Annotated in this window: 14 protein-coding genes; 5 read left to right on the forward strand and 9 right to left on the reverse strand. The window is 36.7% G+C overall.

The genetic code is table 11. The annotated features are described in order from the left end of the window. The first annotated feature begins 86 nt into the window (after positions 1–86). Entirely contained in the window at positions 87–2,012 is a 1,926-nt protein-coding gene (locus tag MHI40_RS18995; protein WP_340764186.1) for a translation factor GTPase family protein, read from the forward strand. Positions 2,013–2,187: 175 nt separating this feature from the next. On the opposite strand, the gene MHI40_RS19000 is transcribed toward MHI40_RS18995, so the two are convergent. Together MHI40_RS19000 and MHI40_RS19005 are read right to left on the reverse strand one after the other, a co-directional pair. Beyond that, positions 2,188–2,796 (reverse strand): class I SAM-dependent methyltransferase, encoded by a 609-nt coding sequence (locus tag MHI40_RS19000; protein WP_340764188.1) that lies wholly within the window; start codon positions 2,794–2,796, stop codon positions 2,188–2,190. A gap of 15 nt (positions 2,797–2,811) precedes the next feature. Then, positions 2,812–3,918 carry a CapA family protein gene (locus tag MHI40_RS19005; RefSeq protein WP_340764190.1) on the reverse strand — a complete coding sequence of 369 codons (1,107 nt, stop codon included), beginning with the start codon at positions 3,916–3,918 and terminating at the stop codon, positions 2,812–2,814. 148 nt (positions 3,919–4,066) lie between these two features. Between MHI40_RS19005 and MHI40_RS19010 the strand changes: the two genes are divergently transcribed. The 4 genes from MHI40_RS19010 to tatA all read left to right on the forward strand — a co-directional run bounded on the left by MHI40_RS19010 (position 4,067) and on the right by tatA (position 8,297). Continuing rightward, positions 4,067–5,686: a glycosyltransferase family 2 protein gene (locus MHI40_RS19010; RefSeq protein WP_340764191.1), complete on the forward strand. Its 1,620-nt coding sequence runs from the start codon at positions 4,067–4,069 to the stop codon at positions 5,684–5,686. Continuing rightward, entirely contained in the window at positions 5,683–6,801 is a 1,119-nt protein-coding gene (gene wecB / locus MHI40_RS19015; RefSeq protein WP_340764193.1) for a non-hydrolyzing UDP-N-acetylglucosamine 2-epimerase, read from the forward strand. Before MHI40_RS19010 ends, wecB begins: the two co-directional genes overlap by 4 nt. A gap of 478 nt (positions 6,802–7,279) precedes the next feature. Continuing rightward, positions 7,280–8,035: a twin-arginine translocase subunit TatC gene (gene tatC, locus MHI40_RS19020; protein ID WP_340764195.1), complete on the forward strand. Its 756-nt coding sequence runs from the start codon at positions 7,280–7,282 to the stop codon at positions 8,033–8,035. A gap of 58 nt (positions 8,036–8,093) precedes the next feature. Next, positions 8,094–8,297 (forward strand): twin-arginine translocase TatA/TatE family subunit, encoded by a 204-nt coding sequence (gene tatA, locus MHI40_RS19025; protein WP_093537949.1) that lies wholly within the window; start codon positions 8,094–8,096, stop codon positions 8,295–8,297. A 65-nt stretch (positions 8,298–8,362) separates the two neighbouring features. Here tatA and MHI40_RS19030 read toward each other — a convergent pair whose 3' ends face one another. The 7 genes from MHI40_RS19030 to mtnK all read right to left on the reverse strand — a co-directional run bounded on the left by MHI40_RS19030 (position 8,363) and on the right by mtnK (position 16,648). Next, on the reverse strand, positions 8,363–9,346 hold the full coding sequence (locus tag MHI40_RS19030) for an EAL domain-containing protein (RefSeq protein WP_340764198.1): 984 nt from the start codon (positions 9,344–9,346) through the stop codon (positions 8,363–8,365). Positions 9,347–9,430: 84 nt separating this feature from the next. Next, entirely contained in the window at positions 9,431–10,597 is a 1,167-nt protein-coding gene (locus MHI40_RS19035; protein ID WP_340764199.1) for a TraB/GumN family protein, read from the reverse strand. A 158-nt stretch (positions 10,598–10,755) separates the two neighbouring features. Continuing rightward, the gene (locus MHI40_RS19040; RefSeq protein ID WP_340764201.1) at positions 10,756–11,775 is read right to left on the reverse strand and encodes an ABC transporter permease; all 1,020 of its coding nucleotides are present in this window, start codon (positions 11,773–11,775) and stop codon (positions 10,756–10,758) included. Further along, complete coding sequence (locus MHI40_RS19045) at positions 11,750–13,255, reverse strand: sugar ABC transporter ATP-binding protein (protein ID WP_340764203.1); 1,506 nt, start codon at positions 13,253–13,255, stop codon at positions 11,750–11,752. The genes MHI40_RS19040 and MHI40_RS19045 overlap by 26 nt, the downstream gene beginning before the upstream one ends. Before the next feature lie 60 nt (positions 13,256–13,315). Next, positions 13,316–14,404, reverse strand: coding sequence for a sugar ABC transporter substrate-binding protein (locus MHI40_RS19050; RefSeq protein WP_340764204.1), 1,089 nt, complete (start codon positions 14,402–14,404; stop codon positions 13,316–13,318). Beyond that, positions 14,391–15,461, reverse strand: coding sequence for an S-methyl-5-thioribose-1-phosphate isomerase (gene mtnA, locus MHI40_RS19055; protein ID WP_340764206.1), 1,071 nt, complete (start codon positions 15,459–15,461; stop codon positions 14,391–14,393). The genes MHI40_RS19050 and mtnA overlap by 14 nt, the downstream gene beginning before the upstream one ends. Next, positions 15,461–16,648 (reverse strand): S-methyl-5-thioribose kinase, encoded by a 1,188-nt coding sequence (gene mtnK, locus MHI40_RS19060; RefSeq protein WP_340764208.1) that lies wholly within the window; start codon positions 16,646–16,648, stop codon positions 15,461–15,463. Before mtnK ends, mtnA begins: the two co-directional genes overlap by 1 nt. Between the last annotated feature and the right edge of the window lie 3 nt (positions 16,649–16,651).

Here is a 16,651-nt window from a genome sequence, read left to right on the forward strand (position 1 = left end):
CTTTCTACGTTGTTAGTCTATCTAGTATAGCACTGATACAGGTGTTTTCGCCCTAATTTGCTATAATTAAGTTCAGAGGTGAGTACATGCACAAAACTATTGGAATTCTTGCACATGTAGATGCTGGAAAAACTACTTTTTCAGAGCAACTGCTTTACCATACAAATACCATTAGACATAGAGGACGAGTGGACCATCAAGACTCGTTTCTTGATAGTCATACTATAGAGAAAAATAGAGGAATTACTATATTTGCCGATCAAGGAATCTTTACCTACAACAATTCTACCTACTATATTATCGATACTCCGGGACACGTCGATTTTTCTCCAGAAATGGAACGTGCTATCCAAGTGATGGACTATGCCATCATTATTATTAGTGCTGTAGACGGCATTGAAGGACATACGGAAACTGTTTGGCAATTACTGCGAAAACACCATGTCCCTACCTTTTTCTTTATCAATAAAACCGATTATGAAGGCACGGATCCAACAAGCGTTCTTGCTGAAATTCGCTCCACCTTATCAGAAAATGTGTGTGATATAACGACATCTTTTGACGAAGAACTAATTGAATTTCTTGCAGAGCGAGATGAAGTTCTCTTAGAAACTTATATGGACAGTGGATTCGATAAAGACTTATGGACACAAACGCTTAAACAAATGGTGAAAGAAAACAAAATCTTTCCTTGTGCTAGTGGTTCAGCATTGAAAGATATAGGTATTGTCGAATTTCTAGAAAAACTAGATTCGTTAACCACTACTTCCTATAAATCAGACGATGTATTTGCAGCACAGGTGTATAAGATAAGACATGATGAAAGTGGGAATCGTGTTACCTATTTGAAGTTAGTGAATGGGACATTGAAAGTACGCGACAGTGTAACTTACAATGAACAAACTGAAAAAATAACGCAAATCCGCCAATATAGCGGCAATAAATTTAAAACTACAGATCAGGCTATAGCAGGTGAACTAGTAGCTGTTACTGGCTTAACAAATGCCTCCATTGGGGATGGGCTCGGTGTATTCGCCCAGAAAACTGAATTTGATATGATTCCAACGTTAAAATCTAAAGTACTCTTTGATGCTTCTATACATGTAAAGGAAGTATTACGTTGCTTTAAATTATTAGATGCAGAAGACCCTTCTTTACGTATCTTTTGGGATGAGTACTTTCAAGAAATACACGTCCATGTAATGGGAGTTATTCAACTAGAAATACTCGAACAAATTGTTTTGGAGCGTTTTGGTTTCCACGTATCTTTTGGAGAGCCTAAAATTCTATACAAAGAAACTATTGGTAACTCCGTACATGGATATGGTCATTTTGAACCTTTAAGACACTATGCAGAAGTGCATTTACTAATCGAGTCTGCTGCAAGAAATAGCGGAATTACCTTTACAAATATATGTCATGCGAATGATCTATCGACAGGCAACCAAAACTTAGTGAAGCACCACCTTTTCGAAAGAGATCATCACGGTTTACTAACAGGCTCCACCTTAACTGATGTGAAAATTACTTTACTCACAGGACGCGGACATAATGAGCATACACACGGTGGAGACTTTCGAGAAGCAACCTACCGTGCACTTCGGCAAGGTCTGGAAAAAGCGGAAAATATACTTTTAGAGCCATTTTATGATTTTACGATTAAAGTAAATATGGACTTAATCGGTCGAATACTCTCTGATATCCAACAAGCAGCAGGAAGCTTTGAACCTCCAGAAAATAGTGGAGATAATGTTTTCATAAAAGGAAGAGTACCCGTAGCGACCTTTATGAATTACAGTACGACATTCGCATCTTTTACCCATGGCAAGGGATCTCTTAGCTTAGTTTATGGAGGTTACGATCGCTGTCATAATACTGAGGAGATAATCGATAGACTTGGTTATAACAAAGAAGCAGACCCTGAGTATACATCTACATCTATTTTCTGCGCTAAAGGAAAAGGATATCCTGTCTACTGGCATGAGGCGGAAGCAGCAATGCATTGCCTATAATCTTAAGAAGGAATAATTCATGATAGCAGAAAAAGAAAATAGGAACTATACCGCACAATACGAAAAACAGTTCGAACACCAGTAGAAACAGTATGGGACATACTAGCAGATAACGAGAAATTGCCAATGGTTTGAAGCTACAAAAACACTCCACTATAAGCGGAGTGTTTTATATTTAATCTAATCGGAAAACTAAAAACCGTTCATTATTATTTTCTTCATATAAACCAGGAAGGCGAATCTCCTTCCATAATTCAAATACTGTTTGAATTTCGAGAAAGTGACTATATTCTGAGGTTGGATAGTAGAGAATGACATCCACAGATCGAGGATGGTCTTCAACTGACCGTAGGATATTATCTATAACTTTTTGAAAAATTTGCAAAGAAAACGGATTAAAAAAGTAAAATCGATTATCTTCCTTTTCTATGTCATACCCTTCTGCAAATATATGTTCAAACTGAATCGAAGCTCTTGAACTTTTAGCACGCTCCATATATTTAGCTAAGTTCTCCATTGCCTCCTGATAGAGTTGGCCATTCATTTCTACCCCAACCACTGAAGCATGCAAATGGTGATAAACGTAAAATGGGAACCTCCCCTTGCCACATCCAAAATCTACAAAGCGATCTGTTGATTTCCACTCGTCATATTCGTCAAAAAGAATCTCCAATGCGGAATATGGGGTCGCTTCGTATCGATTATAATGAGACGATTGGTGCTGCCATTCTCTTACACCTTCTGTCTTAATACGTAGTAATCTGTCATGATCTTGTTCTTTCACACGTTCCCCCCTAACTCACTCTCCTCCAAACACATGCTGCTGCACCCATGCATTTGTTTTTCCTATTTCACTTTCAACATCTTTTAAAAAGTTAACCGTATAGGGCTCACCTTTTAAAACAGCCGTAGATATAAAGCTAGGATTTTCTAAAGTCATAATTTGTTTACCATTCACATTTTTCTTTAAAACTTCTATTTTAGCAATTCCACCAATATTAGTATACTCGTCTTTTTGACCAGAAAAAAAGTTTCCTAATGAATAAAACACATGTGTTTTATGACCATTTCCCGACAAAATTTGTTCATATGGTTGGATAACGTGGGGATGGTGACCGAATATAATATTTGCACCAGCGTCTGAAATAGACCTGGCTAGCCTTTTCTGTGTATCATTTGCATCTAAATTGTACTCCGCTCCCCAATGGATGCTAACTACAACAAAGTCTACCTTTGCTTTTAATTCCTTTATTTCTTTTATAATTCGAGTTTCCTCTATTCGGTTCACTAAATAGTCCTTACCAACTGGGGTTTCATGACTATTAGTTCCGTAGGTATAACCTAGAAGTCCAAATGATATATTTTCCACTTTGAATATCCGATCTGTCTGTTGGTCTACTTCTGATTTAAAAGCACCGATATATGGCATTTCAACCTTTTCCATCTGTTGAATTGCTTCTAAGAGTCCCTCTTCGCCTTGGTCAAGTGAATGATTATTAGCTATCGATAACACGTCTACACCAATATCTTTTAAATCACTTATAATATGAGGCGGACTAGAAAAGTTTGGGTATCCAGATACTCCAAATGTTCTTCCGGCCGGTAAGGATTCTTGATTTGCTATTAACAAATCTATGGATTCTAATTCCTGCTGTACAGGAGAAAAGGAAGGAGCAAAGTTTGTATAATTGTAAAGAGGTAAATGGAGTAATACATCTCCAATCATCCCGATTTCTATTTTTTCTTCCTCATATTCCATATAAAATGTCGAAAATTGTTTCCCGTGGAACTCTTCATTAAAATGAATAGGTTTCTCTATTTGTAGATTAAAATATAGCAAGATAGAAATAAGAATGACTAGAAAAGCTACTATGGTTTTAATATATACCACCTCCACCTTAATCATTCTCTACAATATCGTTACTTATACCGAAAAATCTTTATATATATTTATTAGGATATTAGCCGCTTTCTATTCTCAGCCCTTTCATAGTATACAAGACAGCCACTTTAATATATATATTTGTAGCTGAAAACTGTAAAGGAAGGTAGAAATGAACGCAGAAAATAGCAAATGGTACAAGTGGCTACCTAATAAAGATCGCCACTTAAGAGTACGAAAGAAAGGTTCAAATAGCTCAAAATCTAACGATAAAGTAGGCGTTGTGCTTCCTGTATACAACCAAGAAAGAGAGTACTTGTTTGAGTGTGTACAGGCTATCGAAAACCAAAAATACCGCAACTTTGAGTTAGTAATTGTTATCGATGGCGCAAACGCCCAAACGGTAAAAGCAGTATATGAAGCATCGAAGCTTCTAACGTGTAAATACACTATTATTCACCGCATCTTCAATAAAGGGATCGCACACTCCTTAAATGAGGGCTTTGAAAGACTATTAGATTGTGCCCTACTTACTTGGATATCTAGTGATAATATACAATGGCCAAACTTTCTTGAAAAGTTAGTAGCGACGATGAAGAATGCTACTCCCGATACAGTTTTAGTATACTCACTTTATCATCCTATCGATGAAAAACGAGTATCTCGAGATATAAATAACACTTGGTATCCTGCACTTACTGAAATGATGAAACGACCAAAAGAAGAAATAATGTTAACTTGTTTTATTGGTGCATCCTTTCTTTTCACTAGAGAAGCATATGAACAAGCCGATGGTTATGATCCTAAATATGGACTAGTTTCTGACTATGAGTTTTGGATAAGATTAATGCCTCTTGGTGAATTTCTATTTTTGCCAGAACCTCTTATGGATTATCGTTTAAACGGGAAATATTCATTAACAACAATAACAGCCTCTGAGGAGCTATTTCTCCAAAGTATGTCTGCAAGTATAGACCATAGAAGAAAAAACGGTGATATCCCGAAAGTTACTGTTATTATTACGGCCTGTAACCATGGGAATTATATAAAAAATTGTATACAAAGTGTACTAAATCAAACCTTTTCAAGCTTCCAGGTTGTTGCTATAGACGTTGGTTCTACCGATTCGACTCTAAGTGAAATATACTCTATTCACGATTCTCGAATCATCCCTATTCACATTAGTAAAAGAACCAAGGCGGAAGCTCTCAATATCGGATTACAATATGTTCTTGGTGAATATGTACTAGAGCTAGATGGCGATGATTGGCTTGATCCATCTTCGTTAGAGATTATGGTAGGTGAAATGCTCTCACTTCCACCGAATGTAGGTTTAGTCTATGCAAATAGACAAGTTTGGTTTGAAGAGAACGGTGGATTGCTTGAAGGGCCAATTTATAAAGGGATTTCTTATAAGGACAAATATGAAGTGTTGGAAAAATTTCAAACGCATTGTCCAAGATTGTATCGTTCTTCCACACTTAAAGAATTGAATGGGTGGATAACAACAATCCAAGGAGAGCCTCTGTTAGCAGATGATTTTGCAATGTTCCTTCGTATTGCTGAGGACTTCGAACTTCACTGGGTTGACAAAGACTTATATCATCAACGCAGACATAGTACCAATATAACTATAAAAGAAAAAGAAATATTAAATAACCAATTTCGTATGATTGCTCAAGAATCATTACTTCGCTGGGGGAATGTGTACGAGGCAAATTTTGAAGTAATTGACGGAACAATAACGAAAATCATGCTTGTTCCTACCGGAAAAGAGATGACTCAACGGTGAAGGTATTAATTATTTTTGGTACTCGACCAGAGGGGATAAAATTTGCTCCAATTATACAGGAACTGTTGAGCTCGAAAGAAATGGATTGCATCCTAGTAAATACAGGACAACATCGTGAAATACTCGATCAAGTATTATCATTATTCTCAATTAGACCGCATTACCAACTAAACCTTATGAAACCAAATCAAACACTGGAAGAAATAACAGCTGAAATGATCAAAAAAATTGGAGAAGTATATGAAAAGGAAAGCCCTGATTTAGTGTTGGTACTTGGTGATACTGTAACTACTTTTACAGGTGCCTATACAGCATTCTTACATCGCATTCCTGTTGGCCATGTTGAGGCAGGATTGCGTACATTTAATATGTATTCTCCTTTCCCAGAAGAAATGTACCGAAAACTTGTAACGAGTCTTAGTAGCTATCATTTTGCCCCTACGGAAAAGAGTAAAACAAACCTTTTACATGAGGGAATTCCAGAGAACAGCATTTTTGTAGTAGGTAACCCCGTAATAGACGCACTTTTAGATGTTTCAAGTAGACCATATATCTTCCCATCAAATATACAAAAAATAATAGATAACAAGAGACGTATTATTTTAGTTACGACCCATCGGCGCGAAAATTTCATAAAACTCGAGGGAATCTACCTCGCTTTCAAACAGTTATTAGTGGAATTTGAGGATATTGATATCATTTTCCCAGTTCACCCAAATCCGAATGTCAAAAAACAGGTCCAAGATCATTTGTTAACAAATAATATAAACTCCCGTATACACCTGATTGAGCCCTTAGACTATGAATGCTTTTCTCATCTTATGAAACTTTGCCACCTTGTAATTACAGATTCCGGAGGCATACAAGAAGAAGCACCTGCACTTAATGTTCCAGTGCTAGTCGTTAGAGAAAGTACAGAACGAATAGAGGGTATCGAAGCCGGAACCTTACAATTAGTTGGGACAGACAAGGAAAAAATTCTAGCCACAACAAGAAAGCTACTTGAATCTCCAAGTGAACACGCAAAAATAGCAAAAATCCCTAATCCTTATGGGGATGGTACCTCTGCAAAACAAATAATTGAATTACTAAAAAACATAGAAAAGAAGTTATGAGTATACCTACTCATACTTTTTTCTATTTACATATGGGATAACAGTGTAATCACAAAAACGAGGCTACATTTAAAAAAGTAGCCTCGTAATGATTAATGAATATTATTTAACTAATAACCCACCTTGTTGTTATATACAACAGTAGACAAGATGGAGGAACAGTCCAAAATTGGCCACCATTTGCAAAGAGCATTTGGTTTAACAACATTAATTCTTCTCTAATGTATTCAGTTATTTATATTCTCCTTTCAATAGCAATCTGATTCTAACTAACTAGTTTTTAAAAAAGGTTAATAATTTCTTGATACTTGTTTTATTAGTGACAATAAGTTTTCTTTTATTTACAATTTGATCTGAAAGAGTATAATGTGGGATGGTACAAAAGAACATTTACTGGGTATAATGGATTGCAGACAGGTGCTGCGAGTAGTATATAAACAAGCTTCACTTTATTTGAGAAAATGGGGTGGTATCAAAAATGAACCAAGAACAACAACTGACGCTTGTTGAACATTTAACAGAACTTAGAAAAAGACTTATCATTGTTACATCGACATTTATCCTCTCACTTGCCTTAGGGTTTTGGTTAGCTCCAAAAACGCTTACGTTTTTAAAACAGCAACCAACTGCTATGAATGTGGAGTGGAATGTTTTCGGTTATACAGATGGCTTAATGATCTACGTAAAATGCGCACTAATACTAGCCATCTTAATTACTCTACCAATTGCATTACATCAGATATGGTTATTCGTAAGACCAGGCTTAAATGAGAACGAGGCAAAAGGGACAGGCTATTTTATCCCTGTGTCATTCCTTCTTTTTTTACTCGGGATTAGTTTCAGTTATTACATTCTTTTCCCTTTAATGCTGAATTTCATGTCGAATATTAATGATTCCATTGGTGCTTTAGAGACATACGGGATGAAACAATACTTCACTTTTATGTTTAACTTAGTGATTCCCGTAGGCATAGTATTTGAATTACCGGTTATTATACTTTTTTTAACCAAATTGGGTATAATAACTCCAGATCGACTGAGAAAAATGAGAAAGATATCTTATTTTGTACTAGTTGTTGTAGGAGTTTCCATTACTCCACCAGACTTCATCTCAGATTTCATCATTGTTATTCCATTGCTGCTGCTATTTGAAGTTAGTATCCTTGTTTCCAGCTGGTCTTATAAAAAACAACTTGCGAGACAAGCGCTTGAGGATCAAATTTTAGACAAATAGTTTGAGACACAATAGCCATTGAAAATTTGTACATCACCATATTAGAGGAGGAACTTCCATGCCAAACATTGGAGTACCAGGATTAATCATCATTTTAATAATTGCTTTAATCGTCTTCGGACCATCAAAATTGCCTCAATTAGGTAAAGCAGTCGGTCAAACATTAAAAGAATTTAAAAATTCCACAAAAGACATCGTGGATGATGTAACACAAGAGTTTAAATTAGATGACAAAGATACGGACACTAAAAAGAAAGCATAAGTGTCTATAGAAAAAACCAACTATTCTTTCGAATAGTTGGTTTTTTTGATTTTATCAAGTTGTATTTAAATAGGAGCTGCAACGGGTTTTCCAAAATAATAACCTTGAAATAACTTATAGCCCGTTTCTTTCAGCCATTCAAAATCTTCTCTCTCCTCTATACCTTCTGCTAGAGGAATCGATCCCACTTCTACTGCCTTTTCTAAGAACTTTTGTGCAACTGCTTGTTTATTTAGATCATTGGAAATTCCTTGCACATATTTCATATCTAACTTCATATAATTTGGTTTTATATCTGCTAGCATTTCCATCGTACTATATCCTTCTCCTACATCATCTAGTGCATATTCAAAACCTTTTTCTTTATAAAATGCAAGAATTTTTTTTAAATGCTCTATGTCTTCTACTTTTTCCGTTTCTACCACTTCAAATACTAGTTGAACTGGATCTATACCTAATTCTTCTGCTAATGCAGTCGTAGATTTCAAACAAAATTCAGGTGAATAAATAGAGGTAGGTATAAAGTTAATAAATGCTTTCTTTCCTTTAAGACTTGTTGCATGTTTTACTGCGGTCATTCGACATGCTCGATCTAAAGAGTATAGCCTTCCTCTTGCCTTAGCAGCGGAAAATATTTCATTTGGATAAATCATAGAACCATCTTCCTTTGGAAATCTAGCTAGTAATTCATAAGCAAATACTTGCTCCTCTATATCTACGATTGGTTGATAATGACAAATCATAAGTTGTTTTTTGATAACTTCATCAATCCATTTAACGTCTAATACTTCATCTATTTTTTCCATAGGCTCCCATGGCTGTTTTGAAATTCTGTATGTAATTTGAGAGGCGTCCATATGATCGTGGCTGAAGTCTATAAAATCTCTCACATCTGATTCTTTAACAATAAACGTATTCCTTTTTGCATCTACTAAAATGTCCCGGCGTTTCAAATGCTCTAATACACCAGCTAGTAGGGGAATGTTTGTATCTCCTTCTACCTTGAACTCAATTTTCAACTCATTTACTTGGCAATTATTACACTCCAAATTTTACACTCCTTTTATGTTCTAATAGCTTAGAATTTTAAAAAATCCCCTGTTCAGCACTTTGCTTCACAAGGGATAAGCTACTTAGAAATTTTTGAAAAATACTCGTATAACATCTGCCCCACCTATAAATGTCCCAAGCGATCCAAATAAGTTAGTTAATACAACAACAAGTAATACCCTCGTAACTTTGTTTCTCCAAAACCCTTTGATCGTAAAGACATCTTCTGATAACTTTTCAAAATCAGCTATCGTTGGACGTTTGATATATGCTTGGGCAAGCCCAGAAAACCAACCTGACGCTAAGATAGGATGAAGCGCTGTAACTGGTGCTGTGACAAATGCAGCTAGAATTGCCAATGGGTGTCCTAACGCTACCGCTGCTCCTACTGCAGCCATAGAACCCGTCCATAGAATCCAACTGAGTGCTTGGTCAAAACCAGCAGAAGGATTTGTAAAGAATGTGATCACTATTAGCGCCACAATTAGAATTGGAATAGCCCAACCGATTATTTTAGGAACAATTGACTTAGGCGGAATAGCCGAAAGCTTTGCTAAATCTTGCTCCTTATGAATTTCCTTTGTAATACCAGGGACATGTGCAGCCCCTAAAACGGCTATAATTTTCTTACCTGGTGCTTCCTTAATTTTTTGAGCCAAGTACTGATCACGCTCATCGATTAAAGGTGTTTTTAACTTTGGAAAGGTTTCAGTAAACTCAGCTAGTACAGCATTTAACGTATCCTTTGATTTCATATTCTCCATTTCTTCTTCCGATATTGTATCCTTACTGAAAATACTAAAGAAAACCGAAGTAAGTAATTGAGATTTTCCAGTCCAGCCAAGATTATGCCATATACGTGAAAAAGTAGTTTGAATATTACGGTCCGCTAATACTATCTCAGCCCCGTTCTCATTTGCACTTGCAATACCTTGTATCATTTCTTGGCCAGGTTTAATATCAAACTGTTTAGCCATCCGATTTTGGAATGATGAAATCGCCAAGTTCATTAATAATAGAGTAGCTTTCTTATCCTTAATAACCTTAAAGATATCCGTCTGCCTCCACTTATTATTATCTATAATAGATTGGTATCTTTGCTCATCCAATTCAATACAAACAGAATCTGGTTGTTCTCTATCGATAACTTCCTTTACCTGTTCCGCACTCTGTCTTGATACATGTGCTGTACCGATTAATATAATTTCTTTATCGTTGACATATAAACGTGTAATATTATCCTCGGACATAAACTACTTCCTTCATCTAGTGTATTATCTCTTAGTCAGAACATTAGAGATTCTCTACCTTTCATAATGAAGTAGATTATCTTAAATTTCAACGATGATTCCATTTTATTTTAATATTTTTGAAAAAATCTTATTTGGTTAGGAAGATCTTCTTCTTGCTAAGCCCGTGAAAAACGTTTCTTCGCATAAACGTAAGTTGCTGCCAGCGCCAAAACTAATACTGTTCCTTTAATAATATCAAATGCATAGTAAGGCAAATTCAAAAGTGTTAGCCCGTTAAGTAGGATGCCAATTACCGCTGCTCCAAAAAAAGTGCCTAACGCATTAGGCTTCCCAATTCCTAATACCGAATAGCCCACGAAAACTGCAGCAACCGCCTCCATTAAAAGTGGGGTACCGGCATCAATTTGACCTGACCCGACCCTTGCAGTAAATAATACTCCAGCCAATGAAGCAAAAATACCAGAAATGATGTACGCAATGAACTTCACTTTGCGTGTGTTCACTCCTGACAATATTGCCGCTTCCTCATTGCCACCTGTCATATATAAAATACGACCCCACCGTGTATGATTGAGAACAATATAAGCTACTACAACGAGTATTAACATAATCCAAACAGGTACAGGTAAACCAAGTAATCTACCTTGACCAATCCAAAGAAATGCCTCTGAGAATTGCCCTGGAGCAGTTCCACCCGAAGTAAGGGGCATATTATTGTAAATAGAATAACCTTCTGTATAAGTTCGATGGAAGCCCGCAACGATATACATCGTACTTAATGTTGCTAGCAAATCAGGTATACCTATAATTACAATAAGGAAACTATTCAACAAACCCACTAATACTCCAACTACAATAGGTACAATCAATACAAGCCATAGAGGCATCTCGTACCAAACCATCAGAGAGGCTGTCACAACTGTAGATAGCGACATAGTTGAACCTACACTTAAATCAAAACCTCCTACTACAAGTGTGAAGGTAACTCCCAATGCTAATAGGGTAACGATTGAAATAGATCGCAGAATATCTGTGAAATTTGCATATGTAAAAAAGGCATCGCTTATTGAACTAAAATAAATAATAATACAAATAAGTAACGCAATAGCTCCAAACTTGAACAAAAAATTTGTACCTCGTTCTTGCAACTTATTCCTCTTTACCGCCGCTTGCATAAAGCAAAATCCTTTCCTGGGTCGCTTCTTTCCGTGATAGTTCCTTCACGATATGACCATCATACATAACTAAAATGCGATCAGAAATCCCTAGAACTTCATGAATTTCACTTGAAAAGTAAAGACAACCCTTCCCTTTTTCAGCAAACTCACGAATCATCCTATAAATATCAGTTTTTGCACCAATATCGACGCCTTTTGTTGGCTCGTCAAACAAATAAAGAGAGGAATCAAGCGAAGTCCATTTGCCGATAGCAACCTTTTGCTGATTTCCTCCGCTCAAATACACAAGTGGTGTCTCAGTACTACTTGTTTTAATTTGTAATCGTTTAATAATCTCTTTTGCAAAGGACTTTTCTTTCTTTTTATCCATAAATAAGAGACGAGAAAAATTTTGTAAATTAGGAAAAGACGCATTGGTTCGTAATGATTCTTGAACAAATAGCCCTTCTTTTCGTCTTTCTTCTGGAATAAGAACTAGACCGGCTTTTATCGCGTCTTTGGGATGCTTTATTTTTAAGGTGTTTCCTAGGATTTCCATACTTCCTTCTGTATATGGAGAATATCCGAATAACGTTTTAGCTAACTCTGTTTTCCCCGCCCCTACAAGACCGACAATCCCAACAATTTCTCCTTCAGACACTTGAAAAGAAATATCCCTTACCTTTTCTCCTCTTGATATATTTTTAACACGAAGTAATGTATTTCCTAATACATGTTTACGAGCAGGAAAATCTTTGCTATAAGAAGTTCCTAGCATAGCTTCAACAATCTCTTCTTGGTTAGTCTCAGAAGTATTATAGGTCCCAACTAACGTACCTTCTGCCATAACGGTCATCCGATCGCAAATCTCAAATACTTCTGGTAGTCGATGTGATATGAATATGCACCCTACTCCTGTCGCTTTTAGCTTTTTAATGACTGAAAATAACTTGGTAGATTCATTTAGGGATAGAGGTGCCGTCGGTTCATCGAAGATAATAACCTTTGCAGAACTTACAAGTGCTCGCGCTATCAATACCAACTGTTTTTCTGCTAGAGAGAGCATAAATGCAGGTATTTCTACTGAAATATTGACTACCTGTAACTGCTTCAGGGCATTCCGTGCTTCCCTATTCAGTTTCTTTTTGGAGATGAACATATTAGAACCAGCAACAATCTTATCCAGCAATATATTCTCTGCAACCGAGAGTTCCGCAACGATGGCAGTATCTACTTCTTGATATACACAATAAATTCCAAAATCCTTTGCGACTTTAGGCGAACGTATACGTATTCTTTCTCCTTCTAACAAAATTTCTCCCACATCTTGCTCATACACACCAGAGAGTACTTTCATAAGCGTGCTTTTCCCTGCGCCATTTACCCCAAGTAAAGCGTGAACCTCGCCTTTTTTAAGTTCAAATTCAGCATTTTTCAGAGCATTTACATTTCCAAATGATTTATCTATAGCTTTCATGGAAAGAAAAGGATTCAGCATCGATTGCTCCTTTCTGAAAAAAGCTGTCCCATTAAACAGGACAGCTTAAATTCTTTTAAGTTATCTGTTTTCCTCTAATCCTTTTAATTCATCTGTGTAACCTTGATCACTTGCTCCCCAACCTTCAATATGATCACTGAGTTCATTAGTTGTTACTGTTTCTTTCGGCAATTTAGATGCTTCTACAAAAACTGGTTCTAATACTACTTTTTCTTCTACATTGCCTCCGCTTATTTTTTGATATAAATAACGAACTTGAATACGGCCGATATCCTTAGGATCCACTGCTGCCGAGGCAACCCAGGGACTATTCTCATTTTGAATCATCTGTAAATCTTCATCACTCATATCGATACTATATACCTTAATATCTGTACGTCCCGCTTGCTCTATCGCCCGAACTGCACCTTTGGCAAACTCGTCCCAAGCAGCCCAAACAGCGGTGATTTCACCTTTGTTGGGATACTGCTTTAATACCGCTTCCATTTGTGACTGAGTATCTAAAGCTGTATTTTGCGTTGCTGCACCGAATGTGGCAATTTCTTTTATCCCTGGATTCTCTCCTAGAAAATTCTCATATGCTACTTGTCGTCTTTCCATTGGAGCAAAACCCGCTACCCATATTTTCACGATATTGGCTTTCCCATTTGAATCTTCCGCTAGTTTTTCTAGTGTCATTTGAGCCATTTTTTCATCGCCTTGTTCTAAAGAGGTTACTCCCTCAACTTCTACTCCCGCATCAAATGCGACAACCGGAATTCCCTTTGCAACCGCATTCTCAACTCCTTGGTTCAGTGATTCTTTTGTGCCATGATCTATTAAAATACCGTCAACTCCTTGATTCACAGCGGCATCCAAATTGGACGCCATTTTAGATAAATCTCCTTCAGAAGTAAACACCGTTACTGTTCCACCAAAATTCTCTACTTGCTCCTTTACCCCTTCAATATATTGAGCTGAAAATGTCCCTAAATTTTGTTGCATAACTAATGCAATTTTCTTGCCGGCTAACGGATTTTCTTTAGCCTTGGCATCACCGTTAGAGCTAGATGACTTAGTTGTTTCTCCTTCAGCTTTTGGCTGACATGCAGCGAGTAAAACCGCTATTACTAAAATCGTAAATATTAACCAGTACTTATTTGTTTTCATAATCCTTCTCCTTTTCAATTGAATCGACTATTTGAGTTGAAATATTTTCAAGATAGTTTGGATAAATAATACCTATTTCTGTAATTATGGCAGTGATATATTTAGCTGGTGTCACATCAAAAGCAGGGTTAAATACTTTTGTGTTTGATGGGGTAATAGCTTTGCCGTTAATATTAATAATTTCCTCTACTTTCCTTTCCTCTATTGGAATTTCTTCTCCATTATTTATGGACAAATCGAATGTAGAGGACGGTGCAGCCACATAAAATGGAATTCCAAATACAGATGCAAGAATTGCTAAGTTTAGGGTTCCTATTTTGTTTGCTGTGTCTCCATTTTTTGCTATCCGATCTGCTCCAACGATAATTGCTTCTATTCCCTTTGCGCCTATCGTATGTGCAGCCATACTATCTGTTATGAGCGTCACATCGACACCTGATTGTTGCAGTTCCCATGCTGTTAAACGGGCGCCCTGAAAGACAGGTCGAGTTTCACATGCAAACACTTCAAATTCTTTTCCACGTTCCTTCCCTAGATGAAAAGGAGCTAAAGCAGTACCATACTTAGCGGTGGCTATAGAACCAGCATTACAAATCGTCATTACCTTCGTTTTATCTTCAAGTAGAGAGAGTGCAAACTCGCCGATACTTTGACAGGACTCCTCATCTTCCTTGTGAATTATTTTTGCTTCTTCAATTAGAATCTGCTTTGCATCCGAAACACTATCTATTGGACTCGCTACTTTCAACAAACGGTTAAGTGCCCAAACCAAGTTGACAGCAGTAGGTCGAGATTCACCCAAGTATGCTGCATCTCTTTTTAAGTATTCTAGAAAATCTATCATTGAATTTGTTTGATAACTCTGCGCCTCAATAGCTAATCCATACGCTGCCGTAATTCCAATGGCTGGAGCTCCACGAACTTTCAGAGTAATAATTGCATCGTGAACTTCTTTCATATTTTCTAGTGTTATATAGATAATTTCATGGGGAAGTTTCTGTTGATCTAAAATTATTAACTGCTTACCTTCCCACTTAATCGATAATGGAACATTCATTATTGAATTTCTCCTAACAGCTCAATTACAGCATCTATTGAGTTTATTTCATGACGACTCAATATTAGTCTTTCTCCAGCTTTAAGCGTTTGTTTTTTAGTTAAAATTCGTTGCTCATGGTTTTCAATACTATCTAAGTCTTTCACATGTGCTAGTCCAATCGTTCTACGAATTAGCTCACAGCCTGCAAACCCTACGGAATCATGGAATATTTTTTCTAGCACAAATGCCTCATAGCCTTCTATACTTTTATATAAATCGGACTTTCCTTTTTTCCAACACTCTGAAAATTTAGCGCAAAATGTGTTCCACGTATTCTGTATATGGGTATGTATAGCATCCCGTTGGTCATCTTGACGCGTAAAGGATTGAACTATTAAGTTCCCCAAAAATAAGCCAATATCAAATCCAATTGGGCCGTAAAATGCAAATTCCGGGTCAATTACTTTCGTTTCCGCTTCACTCGCAAATATACTTCCGGTATGAAGATCCCCATGTAACAAAGCTTCGGCTTCCGTCAAAAAACTTCTTTTTAGCTTGGCTACTTCCAATTTCAACAAGTTGTTATTCCAAATAGCTTCCACTTCTGCTTGTAATGCTGGCTCAAAGTCATTTGTTTCATGATCAAAAAAAGGATCTGTAAAGATTAAGTCCTCTGTGATCTTACATAGCTCGGGGTTAGAAAATTCTACAACAAGTGACTTTTTTTCAAAGGGGTGGAGTGCAAAGTCAGAAGTATTGAAAAGTGTTAAGGCTAGATATTCGCCAATATCGGTTGATAATTTAGGATAGGACTTTCCTTTTATCAAGCCCTCACGAACTATTTCAAGATGAGACAGATCTTCCATGATTGTGATTGCTAAGCTTTCATCAGTTGCATAAACTTTTGGGACTAATCCAACTGCGTATTCTCCATGTTTTTGTAATGCACTAGCTTCGATCTTTGCCCTTTTCAAAGTAAGTGGCCAGCTCTCCCCGATGACCTTTGCATAGGGTAAGGCCTGTTTAATAATAATGCCTTTCTCACCGGATCCATCTGTTACACGGAATACATAATTTAGATTTCCATCACCAATCTCTTCGCAAACTAATGGAGCTTCGCTAGAAAATAATGATAACTCTATCGCCAGTGAAATTACCGTTTCTTTAGTTAATGATTCATATTCTTTCATTGCTACTACCGCCATTAT

The sequence above is a fragment of the Psychrobacillus sp. FSL H8-0510 genome, from assembly GCF_038008345.1.
GTDB classification, from domain to species: domain Bacteria; phylum Bacillota; class Bacilli; order Bacillales_A; family Planococcaceae; genus Psychrobacillus; species Psychrobacillus psychrotolerans.